At 71.2% G+C, this 16,724-nt stretch carries 15 protein-coding genes; 10 read left to right on the forward strand and 5 right to left on the reverse strand.

Annotated elements, in window-relative coordinates; translation table 11 throughout:
* Window positions 1-116: 116 nt before the first annotated feature.
* Window positions 117-743, forward strand: coding sequence for a TetR/AcrR family transcriptional regulator (locus tag ACZ56E_RS12385; RefSeq protein ID WP_471213602.1), 627 nt, complete (start codon window positions 117-119; stop codon window positions 741-743).
* Window positions 740-2,014, forward strand: coding sequence for a phthiocerol/phthiodiolone dimycocerosyl transferase family protein (locus ACZ56E_RS12390; protein WP_471213604.1), 1,275 nt, complete (start codon window positions 740-742; stop codon window positions 2,012-2,014). Before ACZ56E_RS12385 ends, ACZ56E_RS12390 begins: the two co-directional genes overlap by 4 nt.
* Window positions 2,015-2,068: 54 nt before the next feature.
* On the opposite strand, the gene ACZ56E_RS12395 is transcribed toward ACZ56E_RS12390, so the two are convergent.
* Entirely contained in the window at window positions 2,069-2,491 is a 423-nt protein-coding gene (locus ACZ56E_RS12395; protein WP_471213606.1) for a secondary thiamine-phosphate synthase enzyme YjbQ, read from the reverse strand.
* A 102-nt stretch (window positions 2,492-2,593) separates the two neighbouring features.
* On the opposite strand from ACZ56E_RS12395, the gene ACZ56E_RS12400 reads away from it, so the two are divergent.
* The 6 genes from ACZ56E_RS12400 to ACZ56E_RS12425 all read left to right on the forward strand — a co-directional run bounded on the left by ACZ56E_RS12400 (window position 2,594) and on the right by ACZ56E_RS12425 (window position 8,056).
* Window positions 2,594-2,677 carry a putative leader peptide gene (locus ACZ56E_RS12400; RefSeq protein WP_355809829.1) on the forward strand — a complete coding sequence of 28 codons (84 nt, stop codon included), beginning with the start codon at window positions 2,594-2,596 and terminating at the stop codon, window positions 2,675-2,677.
* A 269-nt stretch (window positions 2,678-2,946) separates the two neighbouring features.
* Window positions 2,947-3,831: an ABC transporter permease gene (locus ACZ56E_RS12405; RefSeq protein ID WP_471213609.1), complete on the forward strand. Its 885-nt coding sequence runs from the start codon at window positions 2,947-2,949 to the stop codon at window positions 3,829-3,831.
* Window positions 3,804-4,559: an ABC transporter ATP-binding protein gene (locus ACZ56E_RS12410; RefSeq protein WP_471213611.1), complete on the forward strand. Its 756-nt coding sequence runs from the start codon at window positions 3,804-3,806 to the stop codon at window positions 4,557-4,559. Before ACZ56E_RS12405 ends, ACZ56E_RS12410 begins: the two co-directional genes overlap by 28 nt.
* Before the next feature lie 54 nt (window positions 4,560-4,613).
* Window positions 4,614-5,660, forward strand: coding sequence for an ABC transporter substrate-binding protein (locus ACZ56E_RS12415; protein WP_471213612.1), 1,047 nt, complete (start codon window positions 4,614-4,616; stop codon window positions 5,658-5,660).
* A 2-nt stretch (window positions 5,661-5,662) separates the two neighbouring features.
* Complete coding sequence (locus ACZ56E_RS12420) at window positions 5,663-6,871, forward strand: LLM class flavin-dependent oxidoreductase (protein WP_471213613.1); 1,209 nt, start codon at window positions 5,663-5,665, stop codon at window positions 6,869-6,871.
* Between the two features lie 117 nt (window positions 6,872-6,988).
* Window positions 6,989-8,056: an NAD(P)-binding domain-containing protein gene (locus ACZ56E_RS12425; protein ID WP_471214085.1), complete on the forward strand. Its 1,068-nt coding sequence runs from the start codon at window positions 6,989-6,991 to the stop codon at window positions 8,054-8,056.
* A gap of 26 nt (window positions 8,057-8,082) precedes the next feature.
* Here ACZ56E_RS12425 and ACZ56E_RS12430 read toward each other — a convergent pair whose 3' ends face one another.
* The 4 genes from ACZ56E_RS12430 to ACZ56E_RS12445 all read right to left on the reverse strand — a co-directional run bounded on the left by ACZ56E_RS12430 (window position 8,083) and on the right by ACZ56E_RS12445 (window position 13,121).
* Window positions 8,083-9,423 (reverse strand): S8 family peptidase, encoded by a 1,341-nt coding sequence (locus tag ACZ56E_RS12430; RefSeq protein WP_471213614.1) that lies wholly within the window; start codon window positions 9,421-9,423, stop codon window positions 8,083-8,085.
* Between the two features lie 212 nt (window positions 9,424-9,635).
* Window positions 9,636-10,337, reverse strand: a complete 702-nt coding sequence (locus tag ACZ56E_RS12435; RefSeq protein ID WP_471213615.1) for an antibiotic biosynthesis monooxygenase — start codon at window positions 10,335-10,337, stop codon at window positions 9,636-9,638.
* A 119-nt stretch (window positions 10,338-10,456) separates the two neighbouring features.
* A complete protein-coding gene (gene mltG / locus ACZ56E_RS12440) occupies window positions 10,457-11,269 on the reverse strand; it encodes an endolytic transglycosylase MltG (protein WP_471213617.1) in 813 nt (270 codons plus the stop codon).
* 43 nt (window positions 11,270-11,312) lie between these two features.
* Window positions 11,313-13,121 carry an ABC transporter ATP-binding protein gene (locus ACZ56E_RS12445; RefSeq protein ID WP_471213618.1) on the reverse strand — a complete coding sequence of 603 codons (1,809 nt, stop codon included), beginning with the start codon at window positions 13,119-13,121 and terminating at the stop codon, window positions 11,313-11,315.
* Window positions 13,122-13,215: 94 nt separating this feature from the next.
* Between ACZ56E_RS12445 and ACZ56E_RS12450 the strand changes: the two genes are divergently transcribed.
* Entirely contained in the window at window positions 13,216-13,659 is a 444-nt protein-coding gene (locus tag ACZ56E_RS12450) for a MarR family winged helix-turn-helix transcriptional regulator (RefSeq protein ID WP_471213620.1), read from the forward strand.
* Between the two features lie 34 nt (window positions 13,660-13,693).
* On the forward strand, window positions 13,694-16,618 hold the full coding sequence (locus ACZ56E_RS12455; protein WP_471213622.1) for an FAD-binding and (Fe-S)-binding domain-containing protein: 2,925 nt from the start codon (window positions 13,694-13,696) through the stop codon (window positions 16,616-16,618).
* Window positions 16,619-16,724 lie beyond the last annotated feature (106 nt).

Genomic DNA, 16,724 nt, shown 5'->3' on the forward strand with positions numbered 1-16,724 from the left:
GGTCGTACGGCCCGGTGCCGGGAGCGGCAACGAGGCCGGGAAGATCCCCGGTCACCTTGATCATGACCCTAACAACGAAGCGGGGAGCAGTCCACGGTTGCTGTTAGGGTGCCGCCATGCCGAGCAGCGACGACGGTCGGGCCCCTCTGCGCAGGGACGCACGGCACAGCCGCGACCTGCTGATACGGGCCGCCCGGGAGATCTTCGCCCTGCGTGGCGTCGACGCTCCGCTGGACTGCGTCGCCCGCCGGGCCGGGGTCGGGAACGCCACCCTCTACCGCCACTTCGCCCACCGGGCCGACCTGCTGGAAGCCGTCTTCCGTGACCCCCTCACCGCGATGCTGCGCACGGCGGAGAAGACGAGAGCCGAACCGGACGCCTGGAGGGCCCTCACCGCCTACCTCGATGTCGTCTTCACACTGCTCGCCACCGACCGCGGCGCCAACGACGTCATCACCACCGGTGTCCGGGGCAGCCACACGCTCGACGCCTGCCGGGAAGCCCATCGCCGGACCCTCGACACCCTGCTGCGCCGGGGCCAGGACCAAGGTGTCGTCCGCGGCGACCTCGCCGTCGACGATCTGCTCTTCCTGCTGGCCGCGCTCGGCCGCGCCGTACCGGCCGCGCCCACGTCCTGGCGCCGCCCCCTGGCCATCCTCCTGGACGGGCTGAGGCCTCTCGCCGCCCGCCCGCTTCCTGCCCCGCCCGGTCGACCCCGCACATCGGAGAACCCCATCACATGACCAGCCAACGCCCTGTCTCACCGTTCGAGAGCGTCTATTTCGTCGAGGCCGCCGGACTGCCGCTGTGCGACATGCCGGCCTACGTCGAGTCCCTGGTGGACGGCCGGCTGCGCCCCGCCCTGATATCCCGGGCCCTCGGTCTCCTGGCCGACCGACACCCGATGCTGCGCACCGAGGTCGTGGCCGGCGACGCGGGGCCCCTCCTCCGCGTCCGGGACCGAGTCCAACCGCCGCTTACCGTGCTGAACGGCATCGAGGGCCCCTTCGCGGAACTCATCAACTTCCGCCCCGACTGGACCGAGAGCATGCTGCACGCCTGGCTGCTCACCGACGACGAACGCAGCCAAGTCGTGCTCGGCGTCCACCACGGTCTGGCCGACGGCCGCTCCGCCTTCGCCCTGCTGGACGAATTCTGGCGGCTCTACACCGCCCTCGCCGCCGGGGCGGACCCCGCGGCCGAGCGACGTGAGGAACTGCCCGAGGCCATCGACAGCCGGCTGGCCGGCGCCTTCCCGGCCGGTGAACTCGACGAGCTGGTCGACGCCCTCGTCCAAGGAGCGGACGGCTTCAAGCCCGCCACGCTGCCGACGGAGGCCGTGGGCCGCGCCGACCGTACGGCTGCGGACCGGCGCTTCGTCGTCGACCGGCTGGAGTTCGACACCGCCACCACCGACGCCGTGACCGCCGCGGCGCGCACCCGTGGGGTCACCGTCAACAGCCTGGTCACCGGCCTGGTGCTCGCCGCCGTGCGCGCGCAGCTCGCGCCCGAGCACGGCCCGCTGCCGATGGTGTGCGGCCACGGCGTCGATCTGCGCACCAGGCTGACGCCCCAGCTGCCGCTGAGCACCGTGCTCAACTGCATCACCGGTCTGCAGACACCGCTGTCCGTCTCGCCCGAGGACCGGGTGGAGGGCATCGGTCAGCAGGTGGCCACGCAGTTCGCCGAGGCCCTGCGCCGACGCGACCCGGAGCGCTTCCTGCTCGCCGCCCTCCGCGCCGGTGCCCGCGGCGTCGCGCTGCCGGCCCCGGTCGTCAGCTACGGCATATCCAACGTCGGTCGCATCCCCGCCCACCCGGTCCCGGAGGGGACGCGGCTGCTGCGCTTCGGAGGCACCGCCAACGCTGCCGGCATGCCGCCGAAGATCGGCACCGCGAGCTTCGGCGGCCATCTGCTCGTACAGAACGAGTACGACAGCTGGACCTACGGCACCGAGCAGATGGGCCAGCTGCGGGAAACCCTTCGGTCGTCCCTCGAAACCCTCGCTCGCTGACCTTCGGTTCAGGCGCCCGCTCGCCCCTCGGCCGACCGCGTCGGGCCGACGCGGTCAGCCGAGGAAGCTCAGCCGCACCTTCCGCTCCGGATTGTCGACGTTCGTGTCGACCAGGCACACCGACTGCCAGGTGCCCAGCTCCAGGCCGCCGTTGACGACCGGCAGCGTCGCGTGCGGGGGGACCAGGGCCGGCAGGACGTGGTCGCGGCCATGGCCCGGGCTGCCGTGGCGGTGCTGCCAGCGGTCGTCGGCGGGGAGCAGGGTGTGCAGCGCCGCGAGCAGGTCGTCGTCGCTGCCCGCGCCCGTCTCCAGGACGGCGATGCCCGCCGTGGCGTGCGGGACGAAGATGTTGAGGAGGCCGTCGCGGCCGCCTGCCGCCTCGCGCAGGAAGGCCTCGCAGTCGGTGGTGAGGTCGACGACCACCTCGCTCGAACCGGTGGTGACCTGCAGGACTCGGGTGGTGAATGCATCGGACATACACCCATCTTCCCCCACGCCACCTCCCATTCCCTGATACCGCGAGTCCGCCTTTCGAGACGCCATTGACCGTGCGTGCACGATCTGGCTACGTTCTGCGGCATGTTGCGTTCAGCCCTGCTCACCACGCGCGGTCACATCGACCTGCTGCGGGTGGCCTCCTCCGCGTGTCGCCGCGGCTGCTGACGCCCTTTCACCCGCTTTCGCGTTTTCCCTCCGCCGCCGGTTCTTCCGGCCGGTAGGCGCCCGTGCTGTCCGCGTATGCCTGCATGCGCGGTCTGAGACACGGACCGATCCGCGGGCCGAGCCACGGGCCTAGTCACGGGCCGGACCGCGAGCCGAGCCACGGGCCGAGTCACGGGCCGAGTCACGGGCCGATTCGCCTCCGCATTGGGCGTCCGTAACCCTTCCCCCTCTACACCCCTCCCCTTTCCCTCTCCTCCCCTGGAGCGCCTGTGCGCGTCAGTCATGCCCCTCCGCATGCCTCATCAGAACCCGACATATCCCCTAAATCCGTGTTCGACCCTGTACCCGGACCTGAACTCGTAGCCCTCGTCCCCTCCTCCAGTCGCCGCGCCCGCGTCCCCCGCTGGGTGCGTCGCACCTCGGGCCCGCTCGCGCTGCTCGCGCTCTGGCAGGTCCTCAGCGCCACCGGCGTGCTGACCGGCGACGTGCTCGCCTCGCCCGGGACCGTCGCCCGGGTCGCCGGTGACCTCATCGGAGACGGGTCCCTGCCCAACGCCATGGGTGTATCGCTGCAGCGCGTCGCGCTGGGGCTGCTGTTCGGCACTGTCGTCGGCACGGCGCTCGCCCTCGTGTCCGGGCTCTTCCGCATCGGCGAGGACCTCGTGGACGCCAGCGTGCAGATGCTCCGCACCGTGCCGTTCGTCGGGCTCATCCCGCTGTTCATCATCTGGTTCGGCATCGGAGAGGCGCCGAAGATCGCCATCATCACCCTCGGTGTCTCGTTCCCGCTCTATCTGAACGTGTACGCCGGCATCCGGGGCGTCGACGCCCAGTTGATCGAGGCCGGGGAGTCGCTGGGCCTGTCGCGGTGGGGGCTCGTGCGGCACGTCATCCTGCCGGGGGCCCTGCCCGGAGCCATGACGGGACTCCGCTACTCGCTGGGCATCTCCTGGCTCGCCCTCGTCTTCGCCGAGCAGGTCAACGCCGACGCAGGCATCGGCTTCCTCATGGTCCAGGCCCGCGACTTCCTCCGTACCGACGTGATCGTCGTCTGCCTGGTCGTCTACGCCTTCCTCGGCCTGACCGCCGACTTCGTCGTCCGAACCCTCGAAAGGCTGCTGCTGCAATGGCGACCGACGTTCACCGGCCGGTGACCACCACCGCGGCCCCGTCCGCCGTGCGCGTCGACGGGCTCACCCGCACCTTCGACGGGCGCGCCGTCATCGACGACCTGCACCTCGACGTGCGGCAGGGCGAGTTCGTGGCGCTGCTGGGCCGGAGCGGCTGCGGGAAGTCGACGTTGCTGCGCATCCTCGCCGGGCTCGACCGCGACATCGAGGGCACCGTGCTCGTCCCGCGCCGCAAGGCCGTCGCGTTCCAGGCGCCGCGGCTGATGCCGTGGAAACGGGTGTGGCGCAATGTGCTGCTCGGGCTGCCGGGCCGGCCCGACCGGGGCGTCGCGGAGCGGGCACTGGACGAGGTGGGCCTGAAGCACCGCACCACGGCCTGGCCCAAGACGCTCTCCGGCGGCGAGGCCCAGCGCGCCTCGCTGGCCCGGGCCCTGGTCCGCGAGCCCGACCTGCTGTTGCTCGACGAGCCGTTCGGCGCGCTCGACGCGCTCACCCGCCTCAAGGCGCAGCGGCTCGTCGACGAACTGTGGCAGCGGCGGGGCTGCGCGGTGCTGCTCGTCACGCACGACGTGGAGGAGGCCGTGCTCCTCGCCGACCGGGTGCTCGTCATGGACGGCGGTGTCATCGCGTACGAGAAGGAGATCGGCCTGGAGCGGCCGCGCGGCATCTCCGACCCCCGCTTCGGCGAGCTCCGCGCGGAGTTGCTCCAGCGGCTCGGCGTCGAGGCACCCGCCGAAGCCCCCGCCGCCTGAACAAACCCCGATCCCCCACCCCCGTCCCCACGTATCGAAGCGAACGGAACCGTCATGCGACGACCACGCCCGACCCCCGCCCTCCTCCTGCTCCCCCTGGCCCTGCTGCTCGCCGCCTGCTCCGGCACCTCGTCCGCCGGCACATCGATCGGCGGCGCCGGCGGCGGCACCGACGGCAAGGGGTCGCTGACCTTGAACGTCGGTGACCAGAAAGGCGGTTCGGAAGCCGTGCTGCGCGCGGCCGGGGAGCTCGACGACCTCGACTACAAGATCCGCTGGTCCACCTTCACGTCCGGCCCTCCCCTGCTGGAGGCCATCAACGCCAAGGCCGTCGACATCGGCGGCATCGGCAACACCCCGCCGGTCTTCGCGGCGGGCGCGGGCTCGAAGATTTCCGTGGTGGCCGCGAGCCACGGCACGGCGGCCGGGGACACGATCCTCGTGCCCAACGGCTCGCCGCTGAAGAAGACCAGGGAGCTGAAGGGCAAGTCCGTTGCCGTGGCGCAGGGTTCGTCGGCGCACTACCAGCTGATCGCGTCCCTGAAGAAGGCCGGGCTCGCCTTCAAGGACGTCGACGTCAAGTACCTCCAGCCCGCCGACGCGCTCGCCGCGTTCACCAGCGGGAAGGTCGACGCCTGGGCCGTCTGGGACCCGTACACCTCGCAGGTTTTGCGCGGCAAGAAGGGCCGCGTCCTGACCGACGGCGACGGGGTGGTGAACGGCCTCGCCTTCCAGGCCGCGGCGCCCGGCGCGCTCGACGACAAGAAGAAGAGCGCGGCGATCTCCGACTACCTGGAGCGGCTCCGCAGGGCGCAGGACTGGGTCCACAAACACCCGGAGGCCTGGGCGAAGGTCTGGGCGAAGGACACCGGCCTGCCCTACGAAGTCGCGCTCGACGCGGTCAAGCGCACCAACGGCACCCGCGTCACGGTGGCCGTGGACAAGAACGTGGTCAGGTCCGAACAGAAGATCGCGGACACCTTCGCCGAGCTGAAGCTGATCCCGCGCCGCATCGACTTCGGCGACTACGTCGACACCCGCTTCAACGGCGATCTGCCGCCCTCCACCAGCAAGCCGCGCACGTACCGCAAGGAGTCCTGACCATGACCGTCCACCTGCACTGGTTCCTGCCGACGGGCGGCGACGGCCGCACTCTCGTCGACCGGCACGCCTACACCGACGGCGGCATCACGCGCTCCCGCGTCACCCCGGTGAGCGGCGTCCGCGCGCCCGACATCGAATACCTGGCCCAGATCGCCAAGGCCGCCGAGCAGTTGGGCTTCGAGGCGGTGCTCACCCCGACCGGCACGTGGTGCGAGGACGCCTGGCTGACGACGGTCGCGCTCGCCCAGCACACCGAGCGCCTCAAGTTCCTCGTCGCCTTCCGCCCTGGCGTGCTCTCCCCCGTGCTCGCGGCGCAGATGGCGGCGACGTATCAGCGCATCACCCGCGGCCGACTGCTGCTCAACGTGGTGACGGGCGGCGACTCGACCGAACAGCGGCGGTTCGGCGACCACTTGGACCACGACCGCCGCTACGCCCGCACCGACGAGTTCCTCTCGGTCGTACGAGGGGTGTGGAGCGGCAAGCCGTACGACTTCGACGGCGAGCACTTCCAGGTCGAGGGCGGTCTGACCGCGCTGCCGCCGGACCCGCTGCCGGAGATCTTCTTCGGCGGGTCGTCGGCGGCCGCCGGGCCCGTGGCCGCGCGGCACACGGATGTGTATCTGACGTGGGGCGAGCCGCCGGAGCAGGTCAAGCAGAAGATCGACTGGATTCGCGGACTCGCCGAGAAGGAGGGCCGCACGGTCCGTTTCGGCATCCGTCTGCACACCATCTCCCGGGACTCGGCCACGGAGGCGTGGGCGACCGCGAACCGGCTGCTCGACGACCTGGATCCGGACACCGTCGCCGCCGCTCAGGAAGCCCTCGGCCGCAGCGAGTCGGTGGGCCAGCAGCGCATGCTCGCGCTGCACGGCGGCTCGCGGGACAAGCTGGAGATCTCGCCGAACCTGTGGGCCGGTGTCGGCCTGGTGCGCGGCGGCGCGGGCACGGCCCTGGTCGGCAGCCACGCCGACGTCGCCGACCGGATCGAGGAGTACCACGCGCTCGGCGTCGAGCACTTCGTGCTGTCCGGTTATCCGCACCTGGAGGAGGCGTACTGGTTCGGTGAGGGCGTCATCCCGGACCTCGCCGCGCGCGGGCTGCTGCCCCGCATTCCGGCGTCGCCGCTCGCGGGCGTGCCCGCGGCGAACGGCCGCCCCGCCTCCGCCCCCGGCGGCGCGCCGCTGCTGGTGGCAGGAGGACGCTGAGAAATCCGCCCCGTCGGGAAGATCCCGGACCCCGGTGAGGTTAGTAGAAACGTGAACGACATCGGGGTACGGGAAGCGGCAGCGCCGGCGGCGGTAGGGGAAGCGGCGCGGGAGGCGGTGCACGACGTGGACGTCGTCGTCATCGGCGCCGGGCAGGCGGGCCTGTCCAGCGCCTACCACCTGCGGCGGGTCGGTTTCACGCCGGGCCGGGACTTCGTGGTCCTCGACCACGCTCCCCGGCCCGGCGGCGCCTGGCAGTTCCGGTGGCCTTCCTTGACGTACGGGAAGGTGCACGGCATGCACGCGCTCCCCGGCATGGAGCTGACGGGCGCGGACCCCGCGCGCCCGTCGTCGGAGGTCATCGGCGAGTACTTCGAGGAGTACGAGCGCCGCTTCGACCTGGGGGTCCGGCGCCCCGTCGACGTGCACCGGGTCCGCGAGGGCGACGGCGGCAGGCTGCTCGTCGAGACGTCGGCGGGCACCTGGTCGACGCGGGCGCTGATCAGCGCGACGGGCACCTGGGACCGGCCGTTCTGGCCGCGCTACCCGGGCCAGGACACCTTCCGCGGGCGACAGCTGCACACGGCGATCTACCCCGGACCCGAGGCGTTCGAGGGTCAACGGGTGATCGTCGTGGGCGGTGGCGCGTCCGGCACTCAGCACCTCATGGAGATCGCCCCGTACGCGGCCGCGACGACCTGGGTCACCCGGAGCGAGCCGGTGTTCCGCGAGGGGCCGTTCGACGAGAACTGGGGGCGTGCGGCCGTCGCCATGGTCGAGGAGCGCGTGCGCCAGGGCCTGCCGCCGCGGAGCGTGGTGTCGGTGACGGGACTGCCGGTGAACGACGCGATCCGGCAGGCACGGGCCGACGGCGTCCTCGACCGGCTGCCGATGTTCGACCGGATCACGCCGACCGGCGTCGAGTGGGACGACGGCCGCCGTGTCGACGCCGATGTGATCCTCTGGGCGACGGGCTTCCGCCCGGCGGTCGACCACCTGGCGCCGCTGCGGCTGCGCGAGCCGGGCGGCGGCATCCGGTTGGAAGGCACCCGGGCCGCCGCCGACCCGCGCGTCCACCTCGTGGGGTACGGGCCTTCGGCCAGCACGATCGGCGCCAACCGCGCGGGGCGTGCGGCGGTGCGCGACATCCAGCGGCTGCTGGCGGGCGCACCCGTCGCGGTATGACGCGGCCTGCCCCCCCCCCGGCGGGCCTAGCGCAGGTACAGGGTGTAGAGGAGCCTGTCGGGTGTGACGGGTGGGGTGCCCTGCAGCACACCCGTGGTCGCGTTGTCGACGAGGCCCCGCTTGACCTGCGCCGGCGTGTCCGTGGGCCGGAAACCGAGGTGCAGCGCGGCGGCGCCGGCCGCGTGCCCGCTGGCCATCGACGTGCCGTTGAGCGTGGCTGTCGCGGTGTCGCCGTCCTTCCACGCCGAGGGAATCTGCACGCCCGGCGCGAAGAGGGACACGCAGTTGCCGTGGTTGGAGGAGGAAGCCCGGCGGTCGCCCCGGTCGCTGGCGCCGACACTGATCGTCTCGGCCACCCGCGAGGGCGAGGTGTTGCAGGCGCCGCCCGCCTGTCCGGAGCTGCCCGCCGCGACGGTGTAGGTGACCCCGGAGCGTATGGAGCGCCGCACCGCGCTGTCGAGGACGTCGCTGGCTCCGCCGCCGAGGCTCATGTTCGCGACGGCGGGCCTGGCGCCCTTCGCCGTCACCCAGTCGACGCCCGCGACGACGCCCGATGTGGTGCCCGAGCCCTGACAGTTGAGGACCCGCACCGCGACCAGGCGGGCCTGCTTCGCCACGCCGTACGTCGCGCCTGCGGCTATGCCTCCCACATGGGTTCCGTGACCGTTGCAGTCGTCGCCGTTCCGGCCGTCGCCCACGGTGTCGGTACCGACCGTGGCGCGGCCGCCGAACTCCGTGTGTGTGGTCCGCAGTCCGGTGTCGATGACGTACACGCTCACGCCGGGTGCGGTGGTGCGGTAGGTGTACGTGGTGGACAGCGGGAGCCGCCGCTGGTCGATGCGGTCCAGTCCCCAGGGCGCGTCGGGCTGGGTCTGCTCGCGGGTGGAGACCCCGTCGGCCTCGGCCCGGGGCGGGGCGGCCCGCGGGGTGTCGATGCGGACCCGGGTGTCCTGGCGGACGTACGCGACGCGGGGGTCGGCGGCCAGCTCGGCGGCCTGTGTGCGGCTCATCCGGGCGGAGAAGCCGTGCAGCGCCGCCCGGTAGATGTGCCCGAGCCGTGCCCCTTCGGCCCGGCCGACGAGCTCGCGCGCCACGCCGGGCACGGCGGAGGAGCCGACGGCTGCGCTTCGGTTCCCCGGACCGGGCTCCTTCAACACGGCGATCCAGCCGTTCGGCACGGGATGCTCCGAGCCGCTCGCGAGGCGCAGTTTCTTGTCGGGGAGGGTGGAGCCGACGGAGTTCCCGGAAGCCGCGTCCGTGGCGGAAGTGTCGGGAGCGGCGGGAGCGGCACCGAGCAGGCCGCTGGCGGTCAGCGTGGTGGCGGAGAGCAGCACCGCTGCCTGCCGCCAGCGGGAGGGCATTCTCATTCCCGGTGCACCTGAACCTTTCGTTGACCGGAAGGGGTCGGATCATGTGCGGTGCGGTGCGGTGCGCGGTGCGGTTATAGCCCGTGGTTCTACTGCTTCTGCATGGAGCGCATGCCAGCCTCTCGCGCCGCTCAGCGCGGCACAAGAGGCCGGACGGCCACTCCGGGCGCCCAGTTCAAGGTGCGGCGACGTTCACCTTCGGGTGCCGCCGTTCAGGGTGCGGCGACGTTCACCAGGCTCTTGTACGGGAGGTAGCGCGGCACACTGGGCTGGGTGGGGGCCGGAGTGACGCCCTCCAGGCCGTCGATCATCACGCCCAGCTCGACGGTGCCGCCCCCCTCGGTGAAACGCCGCCAGGCCGACATGTCCCGCCACTCCCCGTGGTTGAGCACCAGCCGCCCGTCCTTGCTCGTGTGGAAATGGGCCGCGAGGAGCCCCGGCGGGCGGGTCCGCTCCAGGATCGCCACGACGCCGTCGATGAAGGCGCGCTGCCGGTCGGGCCCGTCGGTCTGGAAGATGGGGGTGACCAGTGCGCCGGGGGTGCTTTCCGCCCTTTCCTCGGTGGCGTAGCTGCGATAGAGCGAATAACGGACCTCCCCGGGCCGCTCGATGCCCAGGACCATTCGGTCGACCCTGCTCATGTCCTCGGAGGCCTGCGCCGCACGTGCCCACGCGCGATGGGAGTCGTCATCCGTCCACTGCGCGTAATTGAGCACCTCACGGCCGTTCTCGCTGAGGAATGTGGTGAACGACAGCATCCCCGCCGGGCGTTCCTGGTGTTCCCACTCCTCGATCACCAGGTCCGCGGCCTGCTTCTGGACCCCCGGGGCCGGCAGGGTCCAGGAACTGACGAGGATCGTCCCTGCGTCCGCGCGCCGGACGTCGGGAAAGGCACGTGCTATCGGTGCGGCCATGGTCGGCTCCTCCTGCATACTGAGCGGTACGGTTGAGAAAAGCGTTGTACCTGAACCACGGTTGAGGTCAAGGAGAAGCCGAACCTCGGCGAGTCCCCCTATCTCGCCCTGGCCTCCTGCTACTTCTCCTTGTTGAACTCCCCCACGTTCTTCTGGTGTTCCTCAAAGCTCGCCGTAAAACGCGTGTCCCCCGGCTTTACCGTCACGAAGTACAGCCAGTTCCCCGGAGTCGGGTTGATGGCCGCCCGCATCGCCTCTTCTCCGGGGTTGCCGATCGGCGTGGGCGGCAGACCCATGCGTGCGTAGGTGTTGTACGGGCTGCTGATCTTGGTGTCACGTTCACTGGTGGCCAGTGTGGAGCGGTTGAGCGCGTAGTTGATGGTGGAGTCCATCTGTAGCGGCATGCCCTGGTCAAGGCGGTTGTAGATGACCCGGGCGACCTTGCCCATCTCCTCCTTGGAGCCCGCCTCGGCCTCGATCATGCTCGCGATGGTGATGGTTTGGTAGAGGTTGACGGCATTCCGGTCCGCGCCCGCCGTGACCTGACCGCCGCCGAACTTCTTGTTCGCGGTGTTCACCATGTACGACAGGACGGATGCCGGAGTCGACTGGGAGTCGATCGGGTACGTCGCCGGGAAGAGGTACCCCTCGGGGTTGCCGCCGGCGTCGCGGGGGAGTTTGAGGCCGGCCTTCGGGAGAGCCTTCTTCGTGGTGCCGGCGGGCACCCCTAGAGCCTTGTCCACGGCCGCGTACACCTGACCCGAGCGCCACCCTTCCGGGATGGTCAGGGTCTTGGGCTGAGTGTCGTCCTCAGGAAGCAGCAGCGGCACCGCCACAGCGGCTGCCGCGACGGCGGCTCCGGTCGCGATCAGGGCGATCCGGCCCCGGCGCGTCAGTTGAGTCGTGCCACGTCTCGGAGTCTTGGTCTGCATGCGGGCACGGTAACCCGCAAATGGTCATATTCCTGGCATATCTTCACGTAACCGGCTCCAGTTGGGCGTCTCTGCGGACGAGAGCGGCGTAACGGCCGTCGCGCTCCATGAGCTCCTCGTGGGTGCCGCGCTCCGCGGTGCGGCCTGCGTCCAGGACCACGATCTGGTCGGCGCCTCGGACGGTGGAGAGGCGGTGGGCGATGGTCAGGGTGGTCCGACCCGCGGACAGCGCGTCGATGGCCTCCTGCACGGCTCGCTCCGTGCGCGTGTCCAGGGCGCTGGTCGCTTCGTCGAGGATGAGGACCGGCGGGTCCCGCAGGATGGTGCGGGCGATGGCCAGGCGCTGCTTCTCACCGCCGGAGAAACGGTGGCCGCGCTCGCCGACGACCGTGTCGTACCCGTCGGGGAGTGAGGCGATGTGGTCGTGGATCTGGGCGGCTCGGGCGGCGGTCTCCAGCTCCTCGTCGGTGGCGTCGGGCTTGGCGAAGCGGAGGTTGTCCGCGACCGAGGCGTGGAAGAGATACGTCTCCTGGGAGACGACGCCGACGGCACGCGCGAGGGTGTCGAAGTCGAGTTCGCGCACGTCGACCCCGTCGAGGGTGACGCGGCCGGCCGTGACGTCGTAGAGCCTGGGCACCAGATGGCTCAGGGTCGACTTGCCGGAGCCGGTGGCGCCGACCACGGCGAGGCTGCCGCCCGCGGGTATGGCGATGTCGATGTCCTGGAGCGTGGGGTCCGACTTCTCGTCGTAACGGAACTCGACCTTCTCGAAGCGGACCTCGCCCTTGATCTTGTCGAGGTGCACCGGCTTCTCCGGCTCGGTGATGTCGATGGGCAGGTCGAGGTACTCGAAGATGCGCTGGAAGAGGGCGAGCGACGTCTGGATCTGCACGCCGGTCGAGAGCAGGCTCACGGTCGGGCGGAACAGACCCTGCTGCAGCGAGACGAAGGCGACGAGCGTGCCGATCGAGACGGTCGGGCCGCCCGTCTGGAAGGCGATGCCCGCGGTCCAGTAGATGACGGCGGGCATGGCGGCCATGACGATCGAGATGACGGCCATGCGCCAGCGGCCCGCCATGTTCGACCGGATCTCCAGGTCGACCAGGCGCTCGGACTCCTCAGCGAAGGACTTGGTGAGGGAGTCGGCCCGCCCCATGGTGCGGCCGAGGACGATGCCGCTCACCGAGAGCGACTCGGTGACCGTCGCGGCCATCGCGGCCATCTGCTTCTGGCGCTGCGTGGCGATCTTCTTGCGCTCACGGCCGACGCGGCGGCTGATCCACACGAAGACCGGGAGCAGGAGGAGCGAGACGACCGTGAGCCGCCAGTCCAGGGCGAGCATGGCGACGACGGTCGCGATGACACTCGTGAGGTTCGAGACCAGGGAGGTGGCGGTGGAGGTGACCGTCGCCTGCATGCCGCCGATGTCGTTGGCGATGCGGGACTGGACCTCGCCCGTGCGGGTGCGGGTGAAGAAGGCAAGGGACATGCTCTGCAGCCGGCCGTAGACCGCGGTGCGCAGGTCGTGCATGACGCGCTGGCCGACGGATGTGCTGATCAGGGTCTGCAGGACGCCGAAGACGCTGGTGACGACCGCGCTGAGGAACATGCCGAGCGCGAGCAGGCTCAGCAGGCCCGTGCGCCCCTGCGGCAGAGCGGTGTCGAGGATCTCCTTGAGCAGGAAGGGGGTCGCCACCGAGACGAGCGACGCGGCGCAGACCAGCAGGCCCACGATCGCGAGGCGGCCTCGATAGGGCCGGAAGAGGCGGAGGATGCGGCGCATCTGGCGCGGCTGCGGCTCCTCGCCGGGGGCGGGGGGCTGCGGCGTCCAGGTGGGTTCGTCGTGACGCATGGGCTCCTTCGGGATTTCGGACGACGATGACTCAGGGAGCATAGCTCACTGTTACCTATACTCACAATGCACAAGGTCCTGGTAAAGTTCCCGTATGAACACCCCGGACCCAGACGGCCTGCTCGCCGAACAGTTGCTGCGGCTGACCCGCAGGCTGCAGCGGATCCAGAAGCGCCATCTGGTGCCGATCGGCATCACGCCGGCCCAGTCCCGCCTGCTGCGCACCCTCGCGCACTACGAGACCCCGCCGCGCATGGCCGACCTCGCCGAGCGCCTCGAAGTCGTCCCGCGCGCCGTGACCACCCTGGTCGACGCGCTGGAATCCGCCGATCTCGTCCGACGCGCGCCCGACCCGACCAATCGCCGGGTGATCCGGATCGAGCTCACCGACGCCGGGCTGAAGGCCCTCGGTGAGCTGCGCGGCGCGCGGCGCGCCGCCGCGGAGGACATCCTGGCTCCACTGGACACCGAGCAGCGCGCCCAGCTGGGCATCCTGCTGAACGCGCTGTTCGACGTGCCGGACGTCCGCCGCTGCTGACACCGTCCGCCGCCGCAACCGTCGAGGAGAGCTCATGCCACTGCTGGAGCCCGAGCCGGACGCCCTGCGCCCCGGTCCCGCGTCGCGCACGGACGGCCCGTCGCACGACCGCGTGCCGGACGGGCGGGGCGGCGGCACCCCCGAGCCGCTGCGCTCCGACCTGACCGCGCTGCTCGGCGCGGACAAGGTCCTGACGAAGATCTCCGACCTCGTGCGGTACGCGTCGGACGCCAGCCCCTATCGCTTCGTGCCGCAGGTCGTGGTCGTCCCCGAGGACATCGACGACGTGTCGGCCGTCCTGTCGTACGCACACGGCAAGGGCCGCGAAGTCGTCTTCCGCGCGGCGGGCACCTCGCTGAACGGCCAGGCGCAGGGCGAGGACATCCTCGTCGACGTGCGCAAGCACTGGTCGGGCGTCGAGGTACTCGGCGAGGGCGAGCGCGCCCGCATCGGCCCCGGCACGACGGTCGTGCGCGCCAACACCACGCTGTCCCGGTACGGCCGGGTGCTCGGCCCCGACCCGGCGAGCGCGATCGCCTGCACGGTCGGCGGCGTCGTGGCGAACAACGCGTCGGGCATGACCGCGGGCACCACCCGCAATGCGTACCGCACAGTCGCCTCCCTGACCTTCGTCCTCCCCTCCGGGACTGTCGTGGACACGGCCGAGCCGGACGCCGACGAGCAACTGGCGCACGCGGAGCCGGAGCTGTGCGAGGGCCTGCTGGCCATCAAGCGGGAGATCGAGGCGGACGCCGAGCTGGTGGCCCGCATCCGCGCCAAGTACGAAATCAAGAACACCAATGGGTACCGCCTGGACGCCTTCCTCGACGGCGCGACGCCCGTGGAGATCCTGCGCGGCCTGATGGTCGGCTCCGAGGGCACCTTCGGCTTCATCTCCGAGGTCGTCTTCGACACGCTGCCTCTGGAGCGGCACACGACAACCGCTCTGCTGTTCTTCCCCTCGCTGCCCGCGGCCGCCGCGGCGGTGCCGTTGTTCACCTCCGCGGGCGCGCTCGCCGTCGAGCTGATGGACGGCAACACCTTGCGCGCGTCGGTCAGCGTGCAGGGCGTGCCCGCCGACTGGGCGGACCTCCCGAAGTCCACGGCCGCCCTCCTGGTGGAGTTCCGCGCCCCGGACGAGGCCGCCCAGGAGGCGTACGAGGCAGCGGCCGCCCAAGCCCTCGAAGGGCTCGAACTGGTCGCGCCCGTCCCGTCGGTGACCAACACGTTCACCCGCGACGCGAAGACGATCGGGGGCTATTGGAAGGCGCGCAAGGCCTTCGTCACCGCTGTCGGCGGCTCCCGCCCTTCGGGGACGACACTGATCACCGAGGACTTCGCCGTTCCGCCGGGTCGGCTCGCCGAGGCCTGCGAAGCGCTGCTCGGCCTCCAGACGCGGCACGGCTTCGACACCGCCGTCGCGGGCCACGCGGCGCACGGCAACCTCCACTTCCTGCTCGCCTTCGACGCGGCGGTCCCCGCCGACGTGGAGCGCTACGCCACGTTCATGGACGAGTTCTGCCGCCTGACGGTCGAGCGTTTCGACGGCTCCCTGAAGGCCGAGCACGCCACAGGACGCAATATCGCGCCCTTCCTGGAGCTCGAATGGGGCGCCAAGGCGACCGAGTTGATGTGGCGCACCAAGCAGGTCATCGACCCGGACGGCGTGCTCGCGCCCCGCATCGTCCTCGACCGCGATCCGAAGGCCCATCTGCGCGGCCTGAAGACCATCCCCAAGGTGGAGCCGATCGCCGACCCGTGCATCGAGTGCGGCTTCTGTGAACCGACCTGCCCCAGCGAGGACTTGACCACGACACCGCGCCAGCGCATCGTGCTCCGCCGCGAGATGATGCGCCAGCCCGCGGGCTCCCCCGTCGAGGACGGCCTCGTCGAGGCGTACGGCTACGACGCCGTGGACACCTGCGCGGGCGACTCGACCTGCCGGATCGCCTGCCCCGTCGGTATCGACACGGGCGCCCTGATGAAGGACTTCCGTCATGCGCGGCACTCGCCCCGCGAGGAGAAGGCGGCCGCTCTCGCCGCGAGGAACTTCAAGGCTGTCGAGGCATCCGCGCGGCTGGCGGTGGCCGCCGCCGACAGAATCGGCGACCGGCTGTTGACCGCGGTGACCCGCACCGCCCGCAAGGCCGTGCGTCCGGATCTGGTCCCCGAGTGGCTGCCGCAGATCCCCGGTGCGGCCGCACGCAGACTGCCGCGCACCCGACGCGTCGGCGCCTCGGCCGTCTACTACCCGGCGTGCGTCAACCGCATCTTCGGCGGGCCGGGCGACCGCTCCCTGGCGGAGGCCGTCGTCGCCGTCTCCACGCGCGCGGGGAAGCCGGTTTGGATTCCGGACGATGTCGCGGGGACGTGCTGCGCGACGATCTGGCACTCCAAGGGGTACGACGCCGGCAACAGGATCATGGCCAATCGCATCGTCGAAGCGGCCTGGGGCTGGACGGCGGGCGGCCGCCTGCCGCTGATCGTCGACGCCTCGTCCTGCACGCTCGGCATCGCGCACGAGGTCGTGCCCTACCTGACCGCCGACAACCGCGAGCTGCACCGGGAGCTGACGGTCGTCGACTCGATCGTCTGGGCCGCCGACGAGCTCCTCCCCCATCTGACGGTGCACCGCACGGTGGGCTCCGCCGTGCTGCACCCCACCTGCTCCATGCAGCACCTCGGAGACGAGCCACAGCTCCGGGCCGTCGCCGAGGCCTGCGCGGACGAGGTGGTCGTCCCGGACGACGCCGGGTGCTGTGCCTTCGCGGGCGATCGCGGCATGCTCCACAAGGAGCTCACGGAGTCGGCCACGCGCAAGGAGGCGGCGGAGGTCACGTCCCGCGCCTTCGACGCACACCTCTCGGCGAACCGCATGTGCGAGGTGGGCATGGACCACGCGACGGGCCGCGGCTACTACTCCGTACTCCTGGAGTTGGAGCGCGCGACACGTCCGTGACCGGCATTCCCCCTGCTCCTGCTCCTCCTTCGATAAATCCAACTCTTCGGTCCCTCCTGTCTCTTGCGCCCCGGCCGGGCCCGCCACCAGGGTGGCTTCCGCCCCA

The organism is Streptomyces sp. NPDC039480 (assembly GCF_055597165.1).